The 22,602-nt window shown below is 73.1% G+C and carries 18 protein-coding genes; 7 read left to right on the top strand and 11 right to left on the bottom strand.

Features of this window, described 5'->3' with window-relative positions:
• Nucleotides 1–44: 44 nt before the first annotated feature.
• On the top strand, nt 45–1,793 hold the full coding sequence (locus ACFYYW_RS30095; protein WP_387653419.1) for a SpoIIE family protein phosphatase: 1,749 nt from the start codon (nt 45–47) through the stop codon (nt 1,791–1,793).
• Between the two features lie 39 nt (nt 1,794–1,832).
• Here the strand turns inward: ACFYYW_RS30095 and ACFYYW_RS30090 are convergent, their stop codons facing one another.
• The 7 genes from ACFYYW_RS30090 to ACFYYW_RS30060 all read right to left on the bottom strand — a co-directional run bounded on the left by ACFYYW_RS30090 (nt 1,833) and on the right by ACFYYW_RS30060 (nt 8,024).
• The gene (locus ACFYYW_RS30090) at nt 1,833–2,681 is read right to left on the bottom strand and encodes a phosphotransferase (RefSeq protein ID WP_387653416.1); all 849 of its coding nucleotides are present in this window, start codon (nt 2,679–2,681) and stop codon (nt 1,833–1,835) included.
• Nucleotides 2,678–4,612, bottom strand: coding sequence for an alpha/beta fold hydrolase (locus tag ACFYYW_RS30085; RefSeq protein ID WP_387653414.1), 1,935 nt, complete (start codon nt 4,610–4,612; stop codon nt 2,678–2,680). Before ACFYYW_RS30085 ends, ACFYYW_RS30090 begins: the two co-directional genes overlap by 4 nt.
• A 55-nt stretch (nt 4,613–4,667) precedes the next feature.
• Nucleotides 4,668–5,330 carry a TetR/AcrR family transcriptional regulator gene (locus ACFYYW_RS30080; RefSeq protein ID WP_387653411.1) on the bottom strand — a complete coding sequence of 221 codons (663 nt, stop codon included), beginning with the start codon at nt 5,328–5,330 and terminating at the stop codon, nt 4,668–4,670.
• A 95-nt stretch (nt 5,331–5,425) separates the two neighbouring features.
• The gene (locus ACFYYW_RS30075; RefSeq protein WP_352325707.1) at nt 5,426–5,752 is read right to left on the bottom strand and encodes a TraR/DksA C4-type zinc finger protein; all 327 of its coding nucleotides are present in this window, start codon (nt 5,750–5,752) and stop codon (nt 5,426–5,428) included.
• Nucleotides 5,753–5,786: 34 nt separating this feature from the next.
• A complete protein-coding gene (locus ACFYYW_RS30070; protein ID WP_387653408.1) occupies nt 5,787–6,530 on the bottom strand; it encodes a rod shape-determining protein in 744 nt (247 codons plus the stop codon).
• Between the two features lie 299 nt (nt 6,531–6,829).
• Nucleotides 6,830–7,150 carry a hypothetical protein gene (locus ACFYYW_RS30065; RefSeq protein WP_387653405.1) on the bottom strand — a complete coding sequence of 107 codons (321 nt, stop codon included), beginning with the start codon at nt 7,148–7,150 and terminating at the stop codon, nt 6,830–6,832.
• A gap of 439 nt (nt 7,151–7,589) precedes the next feature.
• Nucleotides 7,590–8,024, bottom strand: coding sequence for a hypothetical protein (locus tag ACFYYW_RS30060; protein ID WP_387653402.1), 435 nt, complete (start codon nt 8,022–8,024; stop codon nt 7,590–7,592).
• Nucleotides 8,025–8,384: 360 nt separating this feature from the next.
• On the opposite strand from ACFYYW_RS30060, the gene ACFYYW_RS30055 reads away from it, so the two are divergent.
• Both ACFYYW_RS30055 and ACFYYW_RS30050 read left to right on the top strand, forming a co-directional pair.
• Nucleotides 8,385–8,915 (top strand): GNAT family N-acetyltransferase, encoded by a 531-nt coding sequence (locus ACFYYW_RS30055; protein WP_387653399.1) that lies wholly within the window; start codon nt 8,385–8,387, stop codon nt 8,913–8,915.
• Nucleotides 8,916–9,148: 233 nt separating this feature from the next.
• Entirely contained in the window at nt 9,149–10,873 is a 1,725-nt protein-coding gene (locus ACFYYW_RS30050) for a serine/threonine-protein kinase (RefSeq protein WP_387653396.1), read from the top strand.
• A gap of 178 nt (nt 10,874–11,051) precedes the next feature.
• Here the strand turns inward: ACFYYW_RS30050 and ACFYYW_RS30045 are convergent, their stop codons facing one another.
• The 4 genes from ACFYYW_RS30045 to ACFYYW_RS30030 form a co-directional block, all read right to left on the bottom strand.
• Nucleotides 11,052–11,930 (bottom strand): hypothetical protein, encoded by an 879-nt coding sequence (locus ACFYYW_RS30045; RefSeq protein WP_387653394.1) that lies wholly within the window; start codon nt 11,928–11,930, stop codon nt 11,052–11,054.
• Between the two features lie 16 nt (nt 11,931–11,946).
• Nucleotides 11,947–14,613, bottom strand: a complete 2,667-nt coding sequence (locus ACFYYW_RS30040) for a hypothetical protein (RefSeq protein ID WP_387653391.1) — start codon at nt 14,611–14,613, stop codon at nt 11,947–11,949.
• Between the two features lie 144 nt (nt 14,614–14,757).
• Entirely contained in the window at nt 14,758–15,474 is a 717-nt protein-coding gene (locus ACFYYW_RS30035) for a hypothetical protein (RefSeq protein ID WP_387653388.1), read from the bottom strand.
• 14 nt (nt 15,475–15,488) lie between these two features.
• Nucleotides 15,489–16,043, bottom strand: coding sequence for a papain-like cysteine protease family protein (locus ACFYYW_RS30030; protein WP_352326082.1), 555 nt, complete (start codon nt 16,041–16,043; stop codon nt 15,489–15,491).
• 161 nt (nt 16,044–16,204) lie between these two features.
• On the opposite strand from ACFYYW_RS30030, the gene ACFYYW_RS30025 reads away from it, so the two are divergent.
• The 4 genes from ACFYYW_RS30025 to ACFYYW_RS30010 all read left to right on the top strand — a co-directional run bounded on the left by ACFYYW_RS30025 (nt 16,205) and on the right by ACFYYW_RS30010 (nt 22,578).
• Nucleotides 16,205–17,113, top strand: a complete 909-nt coding sequence (locus ACFYYW_RS30025) for a hypothetical protein (protein ID WP_387653386.1) — start codon at nt 16,205–16,207, stop codon at nt 17,111–17,113.
• A 78-nt stretch (nt 17,114–17,191) separates the two neighbouring features.
• Nucleotides 17,192–18,100, top strand: a complete 909-nt coding sequence (locus ACFYYW_RS30020) for an NADP-dependent oxidoreductase (protein ID WP_352326078.1) — start codon at nt 17,192–17,194, stop codon at nt 18,098–18,100.
• A gap of 141 nt (nt 18,101–18,241) precedes the next feature.
• Nucleotides 18,242–18,394, top strand: a complete 153-nt coding sequence (locus ACFYYW_RS30015) for a hypothetical protein (RefSeq protein WP_352326077.1) — start codon at nt 18,242–18,244, stop codon at nt 18,392–18,394.
• 230 nt (nt 18,395–18,624) lie between these two features.
• Entirely contained in the window at nt 18,625–22,578 is a 3,954-nt protein-coding gene (locus ACFYYW_RS30010; RefSeq protein ID WP_387653382.1) for a metallophosphoesterase, read from the top strand.
• The last annotated feature ends 24 nt before the right edge of the window (nt 22,579–22,602 follow it).

The following is a 22,602-nucleotide window of genomic DNA, read 5'->3' as shown; positions in this document are numbered from 1 at the left end:
TACACGAAGTCGGCATGTCAGTAATCATCCGATAACGTAGTGTGATGATGGCTGATCGGGGCGACATCGGACACCGGCCGGACGGCTCCGGTTCCGGCGCCCAGCCGGCGGAGTGGCTGCTGCGGGCGGCCTTCGACGGCACGGGCATGGGCATCTACCTCACCGATCTCGCCGGCCGCATCACGTGGGTCAACCCGGGCGCGGCGGCCCTGCTCGGCTTCACCGCCGACGAGCTGCGCGGCGCCGACGCGCACCGGACGCTGCACCGCCGCCTCGACGGCAGCCTCCCGCCCCGCTCCGGCTGCGAGCTGGTGACGGTGTGCCGGGAGGACCGGCACGTACGCAGCGAGTTCGCCACCTTCGCCACCGCGGGCGGCCGGCTGCTCCCGGTCGCCTGGCTGGCCTCGCCCCTCCACCACGACGGCGAGCCGGCCGGCGTCGTGGTGGTCTTCATCGACGTCGTCGAACGCCTCGACGCGGCCGGCCGGCAGGCCGAAGAGCTCGTCCGCGCCCAGAAGCTGACCGAGCAGTTCCGCCTGCTGACCGAGATCAGCACCGTCCTCACCCAGACGCTGGACGTGCGCGAGGCGATGACGCGGCTCGGCCGGCTGCTGGTGCCGCGCCTGGCCGACTGGGCGGCGGTGGACATGTTCCTCGGGCCGCGCGAGCTGCGTCGCCTGGCCATGGCCTGCGCCGGGGCCGCGCCGGTTGACCCCTCGTGGTTCGCCGAGCTGCCGTCGTTGCCGAAGGGCCCCTCGCGGTCGGCGCTGGTCCGGGTGCTGCGCGGGGAGCAGGCTCTGCTGCTGGGCCCCGAGCAGATCGCCGCGCCGCCCGACGGGCCGCTGGCCGCCGCCCACGACTCCCTGTTCAACGTGCTGGGCGGCTCGTCGGCGATCGTGGCGCCGCTGCGTACGCCGCGCCGCGTGCTGGGCGCGCTGACGGTGGCGCGCACCGACCCGGCGCGGCCGTACACGGAGGCCGACGTGGAGCTGGTGGCCGACATCGCCCGCACCGCGGCGCTGGCCGCCGACAACGCCTGCCTGTTCGGCCAGCAGCGCGACATCGTCGACACCATGCAGCGCCACCTGCTGACCGCGCTGCCCCAGGTCGATCACCTCCAGCTCGCCGCCCGCTACCTGGCGGCCCCGGCCGGCTCTCAGGTGGGCGGCGACTGGTACGACGCGTTCGTGCTCCCCGACGGCGTCACCGCGCTGGCCATCGGCGACGTCGCCGGCCACGACCTGGAGGCCGCCGGGCAGATGGCCCAGCTCCGCAACATGCTGCGCGCCCTGGCCTGCGACCACAAGGAGTCGCCCAGCCTGATCCTCGACCGGCTCAACAAGGTCATGGCCGTGGCCGGCGACGCCCTCACGGCCTCGGCCATCCTGGCCAGGATCGAGCCGCCCCAGCCGGAAGGCGACCCGGACACGCGGATGCTGCGCTGGGCCAGCGCCGGCCACCTGCCGCCGCTGCTGGTCACCGCGCAGGGGCAGGCCCGCTACCTGGAGGAGGGCCAGTCGCTGCTGCTGGGCGTGCATCTCGACGACGTGACCCGCCACGACGCCCTGGCGCCGCTGCCGCCGGGCAGCACGCTGCTGCTCTACACCGACGGGCTGGTCGAGGTGCCCGGCGTCAACCTGGACAACAGCCTGGCCCGGCTGCGCCGGCACGCCGCGACGCTGGCCCGCCGCCCGCTCCAGGACTTCTGCGAGCAGGTGCTGGCGCTGGCGCCGTCGCCGCGTACAGACGACATCGCGCTGCTCGCCCTGCGTCTGCCGCCGCCCGGGCAGTAGGACGGAAGCCGCCTCCGGGGCGGGGCCGGTCAGGGGCGCTCAGGGAGCGGTGAGCGCGGCGTCGATCGCCGGGCCGTGGCGCTCCAGCCACGCCTCGCGCCGGTTGATCAGGTCGCCGACGCCCTCCTCCCACATCCGGGCCCAGCCGCCGCCCCGCTCCTCGGCGATCTGCCGCATCGAGAACCACGACCGCCGGGTACGCAGCACGGCCACCTCGACCAGGCGCGAACGGTCGACGCCGGACATCCCGTACGCGTCGGCGAGCAGCCGGCAGCGGCGCGGCACGTCCAGCCCGCGCAGCGGCGGGTCGGCGTCGGCGGGGTCGGCCAGCGGCGCCCAGTACACCATCGCGCTCATCAGCTCCTCCACCCGGGTGGACGGCCTGGCGATGTCGAAGTCGATCAGCGCGGCCGCCACACCGTCGCGGAACACGATGTTGTCCGGCGTGTAGTCCAGGTGCCCGACCAGTTCCGGCGGGTACGGCGGCGCGGGCGGCATGCCCGGCGGCTCGGTGAACCCGAAGTCCGCCCGCACGCCGTCGGGCGGGACGAACCCCGCCACGGCCTCGTGGTAGGCCCGGATCAGCCGGCCCACGGACGCCAGCCGCTCCTCGTCGGCCAGCCACGCGGGCCGCGGCTGCCCGGCGACCTCCCCGGGCACGAAGGTCAGCACCTCGCGGCCGGCGGCGTCGATGCCGAGGAACCGCGGCGCGCCCGCGAACCCGGCCTCCTCCAGGTGCCCCAGCAGGGCGTGGACCAGCGGGGCGTTGGGCCCCACGGTGCGGCGCACGGTGTCGCCGACGCGTACGACGCCTTCGGTGACGTCGCCGCCGGTGAGCGGGATCTCGGGTTGCGGGTCGGCGGGCTCGGCGTAGGTGACGGAGCTCATGACGTCCTGGGGTGGTGAGGAAGTGGGCCGGTCATGATGTCAGGCGTGGGCGGCGGAGGGAAATCGTCCACGCCGGGCCGGAGGAGGATCTGCCGCACGATCTCCGCGACGGCGGCCGGGTGGGTGAGGTGCGGGTGGTGCCCGGCCCCCGGGATGACCGTCGCGGGGACGGGGCTGTCGGTCAGCGGGTCCAGCTCGCCCGCCACGAGGTGCACGGGCACGGGCCCGCCGAGCAGCGTGCGGAGGGCGGCGCGCTCGGCGGGGCGGTGCGCGGCGCGCAGCACGCGGGCGGTGCGCCTGGCGACCCCGGGACGCCGGAGTCCGGCTGCGGCGCTCGCGACCGCCCGCCGCGCGTCCTCGGGCGGGGACGCCGGGCCGAGGAGGGTGGCCGCGAGCCGGTCGGGCCCCATCCTGCCGAGGACGGGGGCCGCGAGGAGCAGGGTGAGCGCGGACGGCCGGCGCTGGAGGAAGTACGGCGACAGCAGGATCAGGGCGGCGATCCGGCCGGGATGGGCGGCGGCGTACCGCAGCGCCGGGGCGGCGGCGGCCGAGTGCGCGACGATCACCGGACGGGTGCGCACGGGCGCCAGCAACTCGGCCAGCCAGTCCGACGCCGCGGCCCCGGCGGGCGAGGACCGCCCCAGCCCCGGCAGATCGGCGACGAGCGCGGGAAACCGATCCGAAGCGGGGAACCCGGCGACGAGCCCGGGGAAGTGGCCCGCGGCGGTTCCGGAGCGGGCCGCGGGCGGGGCGCTGTCCAGTTCGTCGAGCACGCCGTGCCAGGAGTCGCCGTCGAGCGGCAGCCCGTGCAGCAGCACCAGCCGCGGCGACGTACGCTCACCCGCCACGTACGTGCGCGACCCCGCCACGCTGTGGAAACCCCCGGGACGTGCGGCCGGAGCGGCCCCGAAGCGGTCGGCGACCAGCCGGTCGGCCCAGCGGCGCAACGCGTCCTCCACGGGTGGCCGCCGGAGCCCCGCGGACGCGGCGACCCGGTCGGCCGAGCCGGTGTCGTACCGGTCCTCGGTCAGGAAGCCCAGCGTCTCGGGCTCGGCGCCGGTCAGCGCGGACGGCAGGCGGCGGATCACGCCCACCGGCACGCGGATGCGCGGCGCGCGTACGCCGAGGTGGTCCGCGAGCAGCCGGATCAGGTCGTGCAGATCGGGCGTGGCGGGATCGAGCACCCAGTGCAGGCCGCCCGGCTCGGGATCGTGTTCGGGCACGGCGGCCATGAACCGGGCGAAATCGTCCACCGTCACCACCGGGACGAACGTACGGGCGCCGCCCGGCAGCGCGGGCAGCCGCCCCGCCCACAGGTCGCGGACCAGTGAGGCCGGCCCGACGTACTGGCCGGCCTCGCCGGTCAGCGAATGGCCGATGACGCTGCTCGGGTTCACCACGGTCAGCGGCACGCCGAGCCGGGCCGCGGCGACCCGTACGGCGGCGTCCCCCTCGGCCTTGGAGCCCTCGTACGCCCCTTTGTCCCGGTACAGGGCCGCCAGTTCGGCCGCCGGCAGCGGATGGCGCGGCCGCGGGTCCAGCCCGACGCGGTAGCCCGACACGTGCACCAGCCGGCGCAGCGCGGGCCGGGCGGCGGCCCAGTTCAGCACATTGAGCGCGCCTTCGACGTTGACCGTCCTGGCCTCCTCGCGTTCCATGCCGAAGCGGTAGACGCCGGCGGCGTTGAACACGTCCCGCACGCCCGCCGCCCCTTCGGCGGGCCCGCTCAGCCCCAGGCCGGGCCCGGGCGTGACGTCGCCCTCGACGACGGTGAGCCGCGTGCCGGGCACGCCGCGCTCGCGCAGCCAGCGGCCGAGCCCGCCGTCCGCGCGGCGGACGACGGCCGTCACGGCGCGGCCCTGTTCCAGCAGGTGCAGGACCGTCCATCTGCCGATGAAGCCGGTCGCGCCGAACACCACGGCGTCTTCCATGACTCTTCCTCTCTAGACCGATCTACATATTCTGCGGGCGTGAAAAACCGCCCGCTCAGGCCAGCAGCCTGACGACCTGGCGGCGGACCCGTTCGACGGGCAGCCGGGAACGGCTCGCGCGGGCCAGCAGCAGCGCGCCCTCGATCAGCGCGAGCACGGTCGCCGCCAGATCGTCGGCCGTGTCGCGCCGGTCGCCGGCCATGTCGTGCTCGTCGGCCTGCGGGGCGTCGGCCTGCGGGGCGTCGGGCTGCGGGACGTCGGGCTGCGGGGCGTCGGCCGCGGCAAGCGCGTCGGCGCGCAGGGCGTCGGCCAGTCTGCGCTGCCAGCCCTCGTAGATGCCGGCGCAGACGCGTTGGAGTTGCTCGTTGGAGGAGGAGACCTCCAGGGCCACGGTCGCCACCGGGCAGCCCTTGGCGTACCCGGCCGCCACCATCCTGTCGGCCAGCGCGTCGAGGACGGCCGGCACGAGGTCACGGGCGCTCGGCAGCGTGCCGGCCAGATCGTCGATCATGGCGTCGACCTCGCGCCCGGCGGCGGCGAGCGCCTCGCCCACCAGCTGGTCCTTGCCGCCGGGGAAGTGGTGGTAGAGCGACCCGCGCGGCGCGCCGGCCACCGCCAGCACCTCGTTGAGGCCGGTGCCGTGGCTGCCCTGGGCCTCCACCAGCGTGCGGGCCGCCGCGACGATGCGCGCCCGTGTCTCGTCCCCCTTGACCGCCATGCGGCACACACTAGACCGGTCTGCATATTCCTGTCCAACGGCCGCGGGCGGTGGACCGGCCGCCCGACGTCGCAAGGGGCGGCCGGTCCCGTGGGTCAGGCGGCTTCGTGCCTGCGCTGGCAGTTGATGCAGAACCGGGCCAGCGGCCGGATCTTGAGCCGTTCGAACGGGATGCCCGCCTCGCAGTGCGAGCAGCGGCCGTACGAGCCGGCCGTCAGCCGGTCGCGGGCCTCGGTGAGCTCGGCGATGGCCCGGTCGGCGGTGGCCAGGGAGGCCAGCAGCTCCTGCCAGGTGTCGTCCGCGCCGTTGCCGTCCTGGGCCGCGGCCTGCAGGCCCAGCAGGTGACGGCTGCGCCGCTCCAGCTGCTCGTCGATGTCCTGGCGCAGGGACTGGAGCTGCACGGTGCTCAGGTGGTCGGTCATGGTGGTTTCCTTTCCGCGCGGTGATTGCGGGGGTTCAGAGGGCGATGACGGGCGCCGCGGGGCGCAGGCACAGCCGCAGCAGGCCGCGGACGGTGGCGTGCTGCGGCTCAGGCGCGGCGTTGATCCGCGTGCGAAGGGCGGTGTGCAGGCGATCCAGCAGCCGCGTCTGGAGCGCGCCCCCGCCGGTGACGGTCAGGCCGTTGTCGCGGACGGCCGGGCGGAGGTGGGCCGGCTGGCGGCGCAGCAGGCCCGCGGTCATCTCCACGACGCCGTCCAGCGCGTCCGGCAGCAGGCCCTCGCTGGTCGTGGCGCTGAGCTGGAGCGCCGCCGCGTCGCTGACCGCGCCGCCGCTGACGACGACGGCCTCGACGATGCCCGCCCCGACGTCCAGCAGCAGGTACGGCCCCGGCCCCGCGACGTCCAGACCGGCGCCGGCGGCGGCGGCCAGCGGCGCCTCGACCAGCGTCACCTGGCAGCCGGCCGCCTCGGCGACGGTCGCGCGCACCGCCTGGCGGTCACTGCCCGTCGCGGCCCTCGGCACCGCGGCCATCACGTGCTCCAGCGGCCGGCCGCCGGCCAGCCAGGCGTCCTGCAGCACGAGATGCACCAGCCGCAGGCAGGCGCCCGGGTCGACGACCATGCCCCGGCGGATCGGGCGGACCGGGACCCCGGCCGCGCTCTCCGGCGACGGGACGACGACCGCCGAGGGACGGTCGGCGATGGCGAACCCGTCCAGGGACAGCGAACGGGTGCGTGAGGTGCCCAGATCGAGCACCACGTGGGCGCGGTGCACCGCGGATGTTCGCGGTGAGTGTTCGTGGACTGATCCGGCGTCGGACATGACGATGATCGGCTCCTTGCTCTGACGCGGAGAACTCGTACGCGAAAGACGAGAGAAAAGGGCGCATCCCGCACGCGGGCACGCCACGACGGCGGCCTCCGGCCGTACCGGAACGCGCGGAACCCGCGGGCGGCCGGGCAACGCGTGGACCCGGCCGTGCTGGGGCCGGGCGCGACGACCGGCCCCGCGGCGCGCAAGGCGGGCCGGGAGGCGGCGACTCGTGAAGAGGGAGGGAGCTAGATCAGCGGCGGGCTGCGCGAGCCCGCGGTGCGGTGCCCGACCTGCTGCGGGTCGCGGATCGCGGCCGCGTCGGAACCGGGCGCGGGAAGCAGCGCGAGGTGGGCGGCCTCGGCGTGCCGCGCGCCGCGCAGCGGCGGCCACAACGACAACACGTGGTGTTCACGGCCGCTGGACGCCTGGGGCGGCAGGCTCGGCATCCGGTCGCCGCTCTTGTCCGGGGTCCATTCGTGGCCGGCGGACAGAGGGCGCGGGGTCGTCTGGTCGTCGGCGTAGGAAGGGCTGGCGACCAGCAGGGACAGCAGAACCAGGCCCACCACGCAGCACAGCGCGATGGGGCCTCGTGGCGCTCTGCACGGTCCCGTCATAAGGCCGACCATAGCCCAGCCGGTGAGAAAAGGCATTACCGTCCGGTTTCCCGTCCCGACGGCACGGCGCGCGGTCGGCGGTGAGGCGGGGCAGGGGCGTCCGGAGGGACTTCCGGTGCTGGTGGGGGCCGCAGCGGCGGGGAAGTGCGGCACGTGCGGAGGCGGGGGCGTGCGGGGGAGTGCGGCACGTGCGGAGGCGTGGCGTGCGGGGCGGGGGCGTGCGGGGGAGTGCGGGGCGGGGGCTGCAGGGCGGGGTTCGCCGGGACAGGGGCGCGTGGCCGGTCGCCGGACCGGGAGCCGGTCTTCGTCCGGACGGCCGATGTGCGCATGTCGCCGGGAACCCCGCCGTTCAGCGTGCTGGTGTGTCAGCGGGAACTTCGCCGCGGGTCATTTAGAACCCGTCGAAGTTCTCGCCCCACTCGCCCCAGTCGTCGTCCTCGTTGTGGTCGTCGTCGTGGCCATGGTCGTCGCGGCCGTGGTCGTCGTCGTGGCGGTCCGGCTTGTGGACGGAGCGGCCGGGAGGGCCTTCCGGACCACGCGGGCCCTGGGGACCACGCGGGCCCACGCGGTGGTGGTGGTCGTGGTCGTGGTCGTGGTCGTGGTGGTGACCGCCGCCCCACCAGCCGCCCCAACGCGGGCCCCACCAGCGAGGACCGCAGTGACGCCAGCCGCAGCCGCCCCGGAGGACCGGCTTCTCATCGGCTGGGCTCTGATACGACGCCGTGCCGGCCGTGCTGGCCTGGGCGGCCGGCATCTGGCCGCCACCAAGCAGCAGGCACGCGCTCGTGGCGAGCACGGCCGCCGGCTTCTTCATCATTGATTTCATCGCGCTTTCCGTTCAGAAGTTTCCAGAACCGCCGCGGGACTTCTCGACTGCCGTCGGTCTCCGGCATGAGCAGTCTTACCCGCGCATTGAGTTCGGAGTTCTGACAAGACAGGCATGAGCTCCTAAAGCTTGACCAGATTTACCAGGCCCTTACAGCCGACTTGTCCAGTTTTATTGCGACAAGAAGCGGTGGTGTCGCTTTACTGTGACTCGATCATTCCCTAGCACTGTCGCCCCGAAAATGCGGCGCTGCCGGGAACATGCGCTCCGGGCGGCCGGCGCCGCGGGCGCGGGGGTGCCGGTTTGGCCGGACGTCCGCTATCGTCACTGTCGTACTTCAACTAGACAGTGAGGTTGAGTGTGACGGAACGTACGGACGTGCGGCTGGAACTGCTGACCGGCGAGCAGGCGCTCGCGCGCCGGGCGGAGCTGATCGACCTCTACCGCGAGGTGTTCACCGGGCCGCCGTGGAACGAGGGGGAGGGCGAGGTGGCCGAGTTCGGCGTCCGGTTCGCCGCCGACGCCGCCCGACCCCGTTTCCGCGCGGTGCTGGCCGTGGACGACGCGGGCCCGTGCGGGTTCGGGACGGCCTGGCCGACGGAGACCCCGCTGCCGCGGACCCGCAGCTACGGCAAGGTGCTCGCGGCGCTCGGCCCGGACGGGGTGGCCCGGATGCTGGCCGGCGCGCTCCAGGTGGACGAACTGGCGGTGGCTCCACGCGCCCGCGGCCGCGGTCTGGCGGGACGCATTCTGGACCTTCTGTGCGGCGAATCCCGAAGCTGGCTGCTGACCTCCGTGAACGCCCCCGACGCCATTCGCCTGTACGAGCGTCTGGGGTGGCGACGGGCGGGCGAGAACGAGGGAATTGTGGTATTCATCAAGCCCGAGTAACCACGAACTTTCACGCAATCTCTGGACTAGTACCGATATCCAGAACAAAACCACCCCGATATCGAATAAGCCAGACATCACCCCCAAGAAACCCGAACCACCCACCGCGCCCCAGCGACATAACCCCCAAACGCCCCCACCCCACCCGCCCTTCACGCCGCCTCCCGCCCCACCCCGATCCGGCCGTGACGGGGGCTGCCTCCCGGACGCCCGGTCTGTCATGATCGACTGGGATGAGCGTGCAGGCGTTACAGGCGACGGACCCACCCGAGATCGGCGGCCACCGGCTGCTCGGGCGCCTCGGCGCGGGCGGCATGGGCGTCGTGTACCTGGCCAGGAGCCGCCGCCTGGGCCTGGTGGCCATCAAGGTCATCAAGCACGACCCGGCCGACCCCGAGGCCATGGAACGGTTCCGCCGCGAGGCCGCCACCCTGCGCGGCCTGCGCAGCCCGTACGTGGCGCCGCTGGTGGACGCCCGGGTGACGGCGCCGCCGTACTGGCTGGCGACGGCGTACGTGCGAGGGCCGACGTTGTTGCGGGCGGTTGCGGAACGGGGGCCGTTGCCGGCGGAGCTGTGCCGTCGGTTGCTCGCCGGGCTGGCCGCCGCCCTGGCCGACGTGCACCGGCACGGCGTGCAGCACCGCGACCTCAAGCCGCACAACGTCATCCTGTCGCCGCAGGGCCCGCGGCTGATCGACTTCGGCATCGCGCGGGCCCCCGGTCAGAGCACGATCACGACGTCGGGGGAGATCGTCGGCACGCCCGGCTACATCGCTCCCGAGGCCGTACGTCAGGAGCCCGTCACGGCGGCGGCGGACGTCTTCGCACTGGCCGGCACGATCGCCTACGCCGCCACCGGCCGTCCGCCGTTCGGGCGCGGCGAGCCGATGGCGGTGCTCTACAGCAGCCTGAACGCCGACATCGACGTGGACGGCGTCGAGCCCGCGCTCGCCGGCCTGATCCGCTCGTGCGCCGCACGCGACCCGGCGGAGCGGATCACGTCCGACCGGGCGGCGGCCCTCGCCGGAAGCGCCATGGGCCCGCTGTCCTGGGCCGCGGACGCGGAGTACCAGGCCCTGGTCGCCGAAACCGGCCCCACCGAAGACGAACCGGCCGAGAGCGCCCCCAAGAGACACGACCCCGCTGAGGGCGACCCGTCCGAGGGCGACCCCGCCAAGCACAACCCGGCCGAGGGCGACCACGCCGAGGACAAGGCGGCCAAGGGCGACCCGGTCGAGGGCGGCCTCACTGGGGCGACGCGGCCCGCGCGGGCGGCCTGGCCGGGTCGCGCGCTGGCGGCCGGGGCCGTTCTGCTGGCCCTGGGCGTGACGGCCGCCGTCCTGTTGCCCCGGCTCACCACGCCCACGACCACCTCCACCTCCACCCCCACCCCCACCGCGAAGGGCGGCCCGGCGGCCGTCCGGGCGACCGTGGCGGAGGTTCCCGCAACCGTGGTGGTCACCCAGCCGCCGCCCGGCCCCGCCCCCACGGGCCCCGTCCGGTGGCAGGCGGTGCACGGCCCCCGGTGCGCGGCCGAGTGGTTCTACGCCGATCCCGCCTGGCGTCCCGTAACCGGCGGATGGAAGGGCGACGGCTGCGTGGGCGCGGCGCTGGCGCTGCGGGTCGGGAACGAGCCGGCCCACTTCAACCAGGTCGTCAACTGGTACTTCGACACCCGCGGCGGCGCCCGCTGCACGATCGACGTGCACATCCCCGACGACCCCCGCTCGTCCGGCCTGGCCTTCTACCACCTGGACGACGACGACACCGACCCGCCGCACCTCGGCCCGCCGGTGACCGTGGACCAGCGCGCCTTCCGGGGGCGCTGGGCCCCGCTCGGCACCTGGCGGGTGCCGGCCCCGGGCCGGCTCACCGTCCTGGTCGGCAACCAGCCCGTCACGGCCGACGACACCCACGAGGTGACGGTCTCCGCGGCCCGCGCCCGTTGTCACTGGTGACCCCGCGACGCGGGCCGACGGTTCAGCGCAGGGTTCAGCGCGGGGTCCAGCGCGGGGTCCAGCGCGGGGTCCAGCGCGGGGTCCAGCGCGGGGTCCAGCGCGGGGTCCAGCGCGGGGTCCAGCGCGGGGTTCAGCGCGGGGTCCAGCGCGGGGTTCAGCGCGGGGTCCAGCGCGGAGTTCAGCGCAGGGTTCTGCCGAGGGTGCCCTGCTCGGGGTAGGAGTACCGGACGCGCAGCACGAGCTTGGCCTTGCGCGGCTGGCTGCCGGCGTAGGCCAGCAGGCCCGAGAAGAAGTCGAGGCCGTCGGCGTTCACCCCGACCTCCACGCAGCCGTGGCTGTACCCCTTGTGCGAGTTGTGCAGGTAGAAGCCGCCACGCCCGTACATGTTCCCCTGGATCGGGGTGAGCCGGACGCGGAAGGTGCCCCAGTCGGGGAAGACCGGGCCGTTGCCGCCCACGGGCAGGAACTGGATGCCCTCCCCGGGATTGGAGACGGCCTTGTCGCCCCGCCGGTTCGCCGCCTCGACGGAGTTCTGCCGGGGATCGACGTGGGTGAAGAACGTGTACAGACCCTCCGGCAGCGGGCCGTGGTCCTTGCTGTTCTGCATGGTGCCGATCTGGTGTCCCACCAGGCCGGACGTGGCCGCGTACAGCAGCGTGCCGGAGCCCTGGAGTGAGGCGGGCATGGATCTGCGCCAGTACAGGAACTTGCCGGTGTAGACCAGGTCGGCCTGGTCGTCGGTGGGGTCGCGGACGTCGAGGTCGAACCGGCCGAGCGTGCGCAGGGCGCCCGTCCGGGGCACCTCTATGGCCTCGAACCGGCCCGATCCGGGCGTCCTGCCGGTCAGCGCGAACACCCGGTAGGAGCCCTGCGGGCCGTAGGAGGCCCGGGTCTCCTCCAGGAACACCAGGCCGGAGGTGTGGTGGAAGAGCACGCCGTGCACGTTGTCGTCGGGCTGCTCGCCCTTCCACATCATCGGCTGGGTCTCCTCGCCGACGGTGAGGGAGATCCGGGAGACCCGGTCGTTCTGGCTTCTCTGGAAGCAGAAGTACGTCATCGGGCCGTCCGCCGCCCTACGAGATCGTCGCGAGGTTGGACGTGAGCGCGATGTCGGTGCCGGACGACGGCGTGTACTCGTGCCACTCGGCGATGAGCGCCCCCTTCTCGCCCGGCTGCAGGATCGGCACGGGGGCCTGCGTGCCGCGGTGGGCGAAGCTCAGCCGCTCGACCGTGAGGTGGGTGGCGTCCGGGATGGCGACGACGAGCTGGGCCTCCTGGACGCGGCGGTCGTCCTCGGCGTCCAGCACGACCGGCAGGCCGACGACGAACGCCGAGCTGTTGCCGACCTTGATGTTCACCGGGTTCGGGCTCGGCGCCAGGTCCGACGAGGACGTGGTGAAGGCGGCGTCCTGGAGCCGGGCGGCCGCCCGTTCGGGGTTGGCGGGCGGGATGCCGGGATAGTTCCGGTCGTCGTAGGCCGCGATCTCCTGCGCGATCGTCAGGTACGGCGCCGGGATCGGCGCGCCGACCGCGCCCCCCTCGGCGAAGCGCATCCACTCCTCCTCCCAGCCCTTGCGCACGGTCAGGACGATCCGCGCGCTGCCGGCCCGCAGGAACGCCTGCCTGGTCGGGTCCGGGTGCCGCAACTGCCGGACGAACGGCCAGCTCGGCGGGACGTCCCAGAAGTAGGAGTAGAGGAACGTCACCACGTTCTCCCACTCGATCGCCTGGTTGATGAAGCGCACCAGGTCCTCGTGCCGGCGCAGCAGCGTCCACTGCTCGGCGCTGAGCCCGAGGCTCGGCCCGTCGAAGCCGATGCCGTGCTGGAGGTCGACGTGCGCGGCCAGGAAGGCGGCCAGGACGTCGGCGGGCATGAAGTCGAAGTCGCTGCCGAGGATGAACCGCAGGACGCACTTCATGATCTCGTCGCTCTCCTCGCGCCGCAGCGTCAGGGTGTCGACGTTCGCCAGCTTGTCCTCGATGGCCGCGATGCGCGCGGCGATGTCCTCCTGCTCGGCGAAGTACCTGGTCTGGGCGGCGTTGTAGAGGGTGTTCCAGACGTCGGTGCGCCACTGCTCGACGGCCTCGTCCGTGAGGTCGAGGCGCACGCCGAGCCCGACGAACACCCGCTCGGAGTGGTGGAAGAAGAACGTGATCTTGTGGCGGCCGGTGAAGCCGCGCATGTAGGGCGTGGCGCCGTCGAAGGACATGATCCGGTGGTCGCGGATGATGAGCGCGTCCGACAGGTTGCGCCACGTCGGCTCCGAGCGGGCCCCGATGACGTCGAAGTTCATCTTGTCGTCGGAGTCGTCCTTGCCGACCTGCGCGTCCAGCATGATCTCCCGGATGTGCGTGCCGCCGGGCACGTCGAACTCCAGGTCCAGGAACCACCAGTTCCCGTCGGTGTTGACGTGCGAGCTGACGGTCAGCGGCGTCGGCGCCTCGGGGTGCGGCCGGACGGTCACGCCGTGCCGGTCGGCCAGCCACTGGTACTTCGGGACGCCGGTCGGCGACGGGTGGCCGTCCTGGTCGACCAGTTCCGTGGTGATGTCGGCGTGCTTGACCGGGAACTCGAAGGGGCCCTGCTGCGAGCGCAGCAGTTCCAGCTCCGCGTACGCCCGCCGCATCGACGCCCCCGGCTCGGGGACCGCGATGTCGTACGTCAGGCGCAGCCCGTACCGGTAGAGCCGGACCCGCCACTTGCGCATCAGGCTGAAGTAGTCGATCCGGACGGGGTCGTTGCCGGTGTTCCTCAGCACCCGGGTCGAGGTCTCCTCCGACCCCGTCACGGTGGTGGTGGAGATGGTCACCTTGTGCTCGCGGCGGGAGCGCGAGGACGCCTTCTGCGTGGTGGCGCGGGCGTGCTTGATGCTCTCAGCGGCCGAGGCCGACTCCGAGCCCTGCGCGGTGAACCCGGTGGTGCTCGAACCGGAGATGATCGGGATGCCGCCCTGGACCGTGCCGGTGATGTTGAACTGGTTGGAGTGCTGGCTCTGCGACGACGTCGACTGCGACAGGTCGGTGTTGTCGGTCACGCCCGTCTCGCTGACCTCCTCCAGCGAGTCGGTGACGATGGTGGTGAACTCCTTCGAGGTGACCGACCACTCCTTGTGCGTGACCGCGGTCACCTCGCCGGGCGCGAGCGGGATGGTCGAGACGAGCTCGCCGCGCTGGATGCCGACCGGCACCATCTCGATGCGTTCCAGGTTGAGCATGCCGATGGGCGGCGCGGCGGTGTTGACCGCCAGGCCGCGCAGGGCCACCGCGGCGGTGTTGAGCGCCTGCGCGGCCCGGCCGGCCGCCTCCCGGGCGCCCGCGCCCTCCGCCTCGCGCAGGCGCTCGGCGCGCAGCTCGACGAGCGTCCCGGCGAACAGCGCCAGCTCGGCGGCCGGCACCCGCGCCAGCGCGGCGGGGTCGGGACGCAGCGCCGCGACGGGCTGCTCCTCGAAGCGCCTGAGCAGGTCGAACGCCTCGGCGGAGACGCCTTCCGGGTCGTCCCCGGCCCGGAGGCGGTCACGGACCGCGTCGGTGTCGCCGGGGGCCAGCGCGAGCTGCCGGACCGCCCCCAGCTTGACGATGCCCCCGCCCGCGCCCCCGCCGCCGGGTGCGTCGTCGTGCGCGCTGGGCACCCGCAGCGGGACGAGCGTGCCCTTCAGCACCTCCCGCGCCGAGTTGTCCAGCACCGGCGCGGCCGGCGGGGACGGCGGCCCCGCGGCCGCCGCGCTGTGGATGTCTGCCATGGTCGTCCCCCCTCGTGGATGAGCTGTGCCGCCATGGTGCGGGCGGGCGGCGGGGGACGGCATGAGTAAGGGCTACTCAGAAAAAGGCGGCCCGCGCCTCCGCCGAGATGGCCGTCGGGGGCGCGGGCCGTGCACCGGATCTTGTCAGGTGCGGCGCCCGCGCAGCAGGCGAATGGTGATCGCCGCGCCGAGCAGGACCACGGCGCCCACGACCCAGGGCAGGGGGGTGCCCTCGGGGCCGGGGACGCCGTAGCCGCCCGCGTAGCCGTCCCTGGCATAGGAGCTGCCGGGGAGCTTGGCGGCGTAGCGCTGCTGCGCCAGCCGCCGGTAGTCGGCCACGGGCACGCCCGCCCGGCCCACCGACTGCGCTGCCTCGTCGTTGAGCGGCACGACCGTGCCGTCGCGCAGGGCGTACCAGGCGTTGAGCTGCGGCTCGCGGAACACGGTGCCGGTCTGGCCCGCGTACCGCTGTTCGTCGCCGCCGCTGGCGATGTTGCTGACCACCCACGTTCCCCGGCGGTCGCGGGTGGTCCAGACGGAGGCGGTCTGCCCGTCCGGCGCGGTGGCGCCGGTGGCGAGGAAGGCGAAGCGGGCGATCTCCGCCGACCGTCCGCTCACGAAGTCCGGGTTGAGGTCGTTGACGGCGACCGTCGGGCCGTCGACCCGCGCCGCCACCGGCGCCAGGCTGGTCTGCCTGCCCTGGCCGGCGAAGAAGCGGCCGACCGTGTCGCCGGCGCCCGCGGCCGCGGCACGGGCGGCGTCGACGTCGGCCTGGGTGGGCGCGCCGGGGTCGGCCAGCGCCGGGCTCGGGACCCACAGGAACAGCGCGGTCAGGGCCGCGACCGCTGCGAAGAGCTTCATGTCGATGGCCTCCCTCACGCGCCGATGTAGTCGAGCGAGTGGGTCCAGAAGAACGAGGAGTTGGAGACGTAGTAGTTGTAGGTGGACCAGTTGTAGCGGGTGCTGGACGGCCACGGGTTGCTCCAGTACACGTACGACGAGGTCTTGTCGTAGCCGTAGATGACCTCCATGTGGCCGCCGCCGCTGGTCCACTGGATGCGGGCCATGATCGGGCGTTGGGCGTCGATCTCCCGGACGATGGCGGCGTAGGTCAGGTAGTCGTAGACGTACACGCCGGGGTTGATGCCGATCTGGCGGAAGGCGGTCTGGTCGTTGCCGAGGGTGGCCTGGTTGTTCGGGCAGCTGGTGTTGACGCCGCGGTTGAAGGCCAGGTTGCAGAACTGGTTCTGGCTGTAGGAGTACCCGTAGTAGGCGGCGACGGAGTTGCCCGTCGCGGCCCAGCACCAGTTGGAGTACTGCTGCGACTGCTGGGTGAAGTTCAGCTTGTACGAGGTCGCGGCCTCGGCCGGGGGGCTGCTCGCGATCCAGGTGGCCGCCGCTAGGGCGAGGGCCACGGCGAGGCGGAACATAGGCGCTCCTTCTGCTGGGGGGTGCTGCGAAGGATGTTCGACCTGCGGAGATGGCCGTACAAGGGGGAGCGGATTTCCCTGACAGATCACTGTGGAAGGTGACATTTCATGACGTTCATGAAGTGATGACGAATCTGTGGAAATCTGTGAACATTCACAACGTGGCGGATGAGCTCCAGGCCGCGCTGCGCGCCGGCCCCTTTCACGTCGCCCTGCGGGCCGCGGTCGGAGCGCGGGGGCTGACCCTCGAACGGCTGCGCCACCGGCTGGCGCAGCGCGGCCTGCACGTCGGGGTGAGCACGCTGAGCTACTGGCAGCAGGGCCTGCGCCGGCCGGAGCGCGAGGAGTCGTTGCGGGCCGTGGGAGCCCTGGAGGAGATCCTCGACCTGCCGCCGCGCGCGCTGGTCGGGCTGCTCGGGCCGCCGAGGCCGCGCGGCCGCGCGCCCGGGGTGGCGTACTCGACCCTGTTCCGGCCCGCCCAGGTGGTCTCCGCCATGCTGGACGAGCTCGACGCGGTGGCCGACGACCGCCGCCTGCACATCGCCGTGATGTACGAGTCGCTGCGCATCGGCCCCGACCGCAGCCTCACCACCCGCGAGACCACGCAGGTGGTGCAGGCCCACGAGGAGGGCGCCGACCGCTACATCATGATCTACCGCGGCGACGCCGGCTGCGACGTGGACCGGGTCACCGTCGCCGCCCTTGAGGACTGCCGCGTCGGCCGCGTCACCAGGGACGGCGAGACCGCCACGGTGGTCGCCGAGCTGCTGTTCGACCGGTCGCTGCGGGTCGGCGACACCCACGTGCTGCGGTACGAGATCACCGACCTCAGCGGCGCCGAGTCCTGCTTCTACGAGCGCGGCTTCCGCTTCCCGGCCGGCCAGTACGTGCTGCGCGTCGCCTTCGACCCGGTCGAGCTGCCGGTGCGCATCCACCGCTTCGCCCGCCGCGGACCGGGCGGCGGCGAGCTGACCGCCTCCGAGCTGACGCTGAACGCCCAGCACGCCGTCCACCTGATGGCCGCCGCCCTCCAGCCGGGCCTGGTCGGCATCCGGTGGGCCTGGCCCTGACCGGCGCGTCGCTGTCACACTCCGGGCCGCTGTCCCGTCCTGTCGCCGACAATGACGACGAACGGAGAGGCGATGACCATGAGAGCGATACGCGTTCACCGGCCCGGCGGCGACCTGACCCTGGAGGACGTGCCCGTGCCGCGCCCGGCCACCGGCGACGTGGTGGTGCGCGTGCACGCGGCCGGTTTCGTGCCCGACGAGCTGGACTGGCCGGGCACCTGGACCGACCGGGCCGGACGGGACCGGGCGCCGTCCGTGCCCGCCCACGAGGTGGCCGGCGTGGTGTCCGAGGTCGCCTACGGCACCACCGGCCTGTCCGTGGGCGACCGCGTCTTCGGACTGACCGACTGGCACCGCGACGGCGGCGCGGCGGAGTACGTCGCGGTCGAGGCGCGCGACCTGGCCCCGATCCCCGCGAACGTCACCTTCACCGAGGCGGCCGCGCTGCCCCTGGCCGGGCTGACCGCCTGGCAGGGCCTGTTCACGCACGGCGGCCTGGAGGCAGGCCGGACGGTCGTCGTCCACGGCGCGGGCGGCGGCACGGGCACGCTCGCCGTCCAGCTCGCCCGCCGGGCCGGCGCGCACGTCGTCGCCACCGGACGGGGACGGGTCGCGGGCCTGGCGGTGGAGCTGGGGGCGCACGAGTTCGTCGACCTGGAGCGGCAGTCGTTCGAGGAGGCGGTCGAGCCGGTGGACCTGATCTTCGACACGATCGGCGGCGACCTGCTCGCCCGTTCGGCGGCCAAGGTGAAGCCGGGCGGCGCGCTGGTCTCGATCACCGCGCCGCCGCCGGTCGTGCCCGAGGGCGGGCGGGCGGTGTTCTTCATCGTCGAGCCCGACCGCGCCCAGCTCGCCGAGCTGGCCGCGCGGGCCGGGGCGGGCCTGCTGCGCGCCCACGTCGGCGCGGTGTACCCGCTGGCCGAGACCGGGCGGGCGTTCCGTGACAAGCGCGGCGGGGTGCCGGGGAAGGCCGTGATCGAGATCTGACGCCCGGCGGCACATGTATGGATATTTCGGCCTATTGAGGAAAGCTTGACCGGCCTGCCGTATGACCGTCCGGGCCACGGGCACGCGCAGTTACGGAGCCAAGCGACCCGCTGACTCCGCGTATCGAAGAAAGGAACCGTCATGGCGCAGAGCAAGGCCCGCAAGACGAAGACGGGCGACAAGGACAAGGACAAGAGCCGGAGCTCCTCGAGCCAGAGCCGCACCGGCGCCGACAAGAAGTCCTCCGGCAACAAGCCCCAGGACGGCAAGAACCTCCCGGGGCACCAGAGCTGAGCCTGACCGGCACGACGGCGTGACACCCGGCCTTCGGGCCGCGGGTCACGCCGTCTCTCTTGTCGGGGTTGTTCCTTTCTGTAGGCAGATGACCAGAATGAGGAGACAGTTCCCCGCCCCTTCAGTCTCTCCATGCACAACGTTCACCCGTGCGCTCCAACGTGTCCGCTCGAAGGGCACGCCGCCTCATCGGCTGCCCGTGAACGTCATGGAAGGACCCGATGCAGCCGATGGCAGCACGACAGTTATCAGGCGGTTCGAGGAGCAGGGGACGGCTCGCCGTCACCGCCGCGCTCGCGGCGGTGCTGGTGGGCGGCTTCGTGACGGCGGCGTACGCCGACCCGGGTGAGCAGGGCCGCGGACGGCCGACCCCCACCCCCACGAGCACCCCCGCCCCGCCCGCGCTCACCCCCGCCACCGGCTCCTACCTGGAGGGCACCGCGAAGGTCGCCGCCGTCCCGGTCACGGCCGGCGACAGCGTCACGAGGCTCGACCTCGACGGCAACCCCGTCACCGCCACCGCGACGGTGGGCGTCTCCAAGCTGGCCTTCGACGTCGGCTCGAACTCCACCGAGGCGCAGTACCACAGCTACGTGCAGGTCAACGGCGCCTACAAGGCCGAGATCGGCAACTTCGCCAACCAGCGGGCCATCATCGAGATCCCGAACGAACACCTGGTCAAGGGCGAGAACACGGTCGAGATCGTGGTCGGCACGATCCAGTCGTCCTGCGGGCAGAACCATGACGACTTCGTGCTCTCGGACGTGGGCCTCGAACTGCTCGGCGAGGTGGCCGACGGCGAGGACAACCCGTACACGCTCAACTTCGGCGACGGCAACTGCGGCAGCAACCCCACGCTGCTCAAGCGCGCCACGCTCACGTTCTTCACCCAGTCCGACCCGCGGGGCACGACCGGCCTCGCCGCCGACCTGGACACCACCGAGCTGGCCAACGGCGAGCACGTCCTCAGCGCCGCCACCGCGGCGGGCGCGACCGTCCGGAACACCGTGACGGTGAACAACGCCCCGGCCGGCGCGCCGCGGCTGCTGCCCACCGACGGCACCCTCGTGGCCGGCGTCAAGACGGTGAACGCGACCGTCCCGGCGGCCGGCGCGGGCGGCGTCGAGTCGCTGACCGTGGACGGCGGCAAGCCGGTCACCAGGGCCACGCTCGGCAACGGCGCCGCCATGCTCGCCTTCGACGTCGGCGCGGACTCGATCGACGACAAGTACGACGACTTCCTGCTGGTCAACGGCAAGCGCATCGACCTGGGCGGCACCTGGGCGAGCCGGCGCGTGACCGTCGCTGTCCCGGCCAGGTTCCTGACGGCGGGCGAGAACACGATCAAGGTCGTCACCGGCGACTACAAGGACGCCTGCGGCGTCAACCGGGACGACTTCACGATCGCGAACCTCGCCCTGACCCTCGACGGCGCCACGGTGACCGGGAAGGACGTCAAGCCCTCGTACGCGCTGGGCGACGGCGACTGCGGCAGCGACCAGGCCCTCCCGCGCGAGGCCGAGCTGCGCTACACGATCGACGCCCCCGCCGTGCACGTCACCGAGACGCTCGGCGCGGGCCGGGCGACGCTCGGCTTCACGGTGGGCAGCAACTCGATCGAGGCCCGCTACCAGAACTTCGTGCTGGTCAACGGCCAGAAGGTGGTGCTCGACGGCGACTTCGCAAGCCGCCGGGTGGACCTGCCGATCCCGAACGAGTACCTCGTGCCCGGCTGGAACACGATCGACTTCGTGGCCGGCACGTACCCGACGTCGTGCGGCGCCAACCGGGACGACTTCGCGATCTCGAACATCGTCCTCACCCCGGCGCAGGGCACCGCGGCCGGGCAGATGGTCAAGCCGTCCTACAGCATGGGCGACGGCAACTGCGGCGACACGGCGAACCCGCTGACGGAGATCGACCTGGAGTTCCTGGTGGACGCCCCGGCTCGCGGCCTGCGCGCCGACCTGGACACCACCGCGATCAAGGACGGCCGGCACACCCTGGCGGCCAGGTCCACCTCCGGCCAGACCGCCGAGCGCGTCCTGATCACCGACAACTCCGCGCCGAAGGTCGCGCGGAGCGTCCCCGCCGCGGACGAGAAGATCACCGCGACGGTCGTCCTGGACGTCAGGCTCGAAGACGCCTCCGGCGTGGTGTCCGGGCCGGACGTCAAGCTCGACGGCCAGGCCGTGGAGCTGGGCGCCCGGATCGGCCCCGGGCTGAAGGCGGGCCGGCACACGCTGTCGGTCACCGGCGCCGACGGGCTCGGCAACACCGCGGCCCGGGAGATCGTCTTCGAGTCGGCCGGCATCCCGGACGCCCCCGCCGAGCTGACCCCGGCCTCCGGGACGGCCGACGTGACCGACCCCGTCACGCTGTCGGCCAAGGTCGGCGAGCCCGGCGGCGGCCCGGTGACGGCCACCTTCTCCGAGGCCAGGATCCTCACCCCGGACGAGGCGTACCAGGGCACGGCCACGACGCTGCCCACGACGCTCAAGGTGCCGGGCGAGCAGCGGATCAGGGCCGACGGGCTCGAACCCGGCGACGGCCGCACGCTCGACGCCCCCACCGGCCGCGACCTCGTCTACCAGCGCTTCGACGTCAAGGTGCAGGGCCACGTGGACGCGCCCGTGCTGCGCTGGGAGGGCGTCGTCGACCCCGAGCGGCTGGCCTCGCTGCGGGCCTGGAACACCGAGGCCAAGGCGTGGGACCTGCTGACCAGCGCCCGCGGCGGGGCCGACGGCAGGACCGTCCTGACCGCCGTCGTCGGGCCCGAGTACGTGGACCGGCAGCAGGTGCACGTCATGGTGACCGGCGAGGACCCGTTCGCCGACGACATCGACCCCGGCGACCCGAACGGCTTCGCCGACCCCGCCACGTACGACTTCTCGATCGTGCACTTCACCGACACCCAGTACATCTCCGAGGGCGCGGTGGAGCAGGAGACCCCGCAGGAGCGCGCGGTGTGGGAGTCGGCCTACGCCGGCATCGTCAACTGGATCACCGCCAACAAGGACCAGCGCAAGATCTCCTACGTCGCCCACACCGGCGACATCATCGAGAACAACATCCGCAAGCCCGCCGACGAGGCCACGCAGCGCGAGGTCGTCGGCGAGTTCGAGGTGTCGTCGAAGCAGCAGCGCGTGCTGGACCAGGCCAACATCCCGAACGGCGTCATCGCCGGCAACCACGACAACCAGTCGGGCACCGAGGACGGCCCCGGCGCGATCTACAACAAGTACTACGGCCCGTCCCGCTACCAGGACGCCTCCCAGGGCTGGCGGCACGCCAAGTACGGCGGCCCGTGGAAGGAGGGCGACAACCAGAACCACTACGACCTGTTCTCCGCGGGCGGCCTGGACTTCGTGGTCGTCGGCCTGTCGTACGGCGTGACCAGGGAGGAGGCCGAGTGGGCCGACTCGGTCTTCAAGAAGTTCCCGGGCCGCAACGGCATCCTGCTCTCCCACGACTACCTCGTGCCGAGCGCCAGCCCCGACGGCCGCGGCGCCGCCTTCTCCGCCCCCGACGGCTCGATGCTCTACAAGACGGTGGTGGAGAAGAACCCGAACGTCTTCCTCATCCTGGCCGGTCACGAGCACGGCGTGGGCACCAACGTGAAGCCGAAGGTCGGCCAGGTCGGCAACGGCGTGGTCGAGCTGCTGGCCGACTACCAGTTCTACACGGTCTCGGCCGACCGGCTCGGGCTCACCGAGGTCGGCGGCTACCAGCCGGAGGACCAGCTCCAGTTCGGGGCCAGCTACTTCCGGCTGCTGCAGTTCGACGTCAAGCGGGCCGAGCTGAGCGTGGACACCTACTCGCCGCTGCTCGGCGACTTCGGCGCCGGCGAGTTCGACCCGCTGCGCCGCTACGACGGGCGGGAGGACAACATGGTCCTGCCCGTGGACCTCACCACCCGGACGACGACCTTCAGGACCGACTCCCTGGCGCTCTACAAGCCGACGAAGATCATCGGCCGGAGCACCGCGGCCTCGGGTCAGGTCGCCTCGGTGACGTGGCGGCACCTCAAGGACGACACGGCCTACGCCTGGTTCGTCACGGCCCGTTCCGCGGGCGGCGGCGTCACCGCGTCCGAGCCCAGCGTCTTCGTCACCAAGGACGAGCACGGCCGTCCCGGCAAGTGGGACAAGGACTCGCCCATGTACCGCTGGTTCACCCGCTGATCCGTCCCTCTCGCCGCCCCGGGC

Source organism: Nonomuraea sp. NPDC001831, assembly GCF_042892035.1.
Classification (GTDB): domain Bacteria; phylum Actinomycetota; class Actinomycetes; order Streptosporangiales; family Streptosporangiaceae; genus Nonomuraea.
This window is presented reverse-complemented; position numbering and strand designations above follow the sequence as displayed.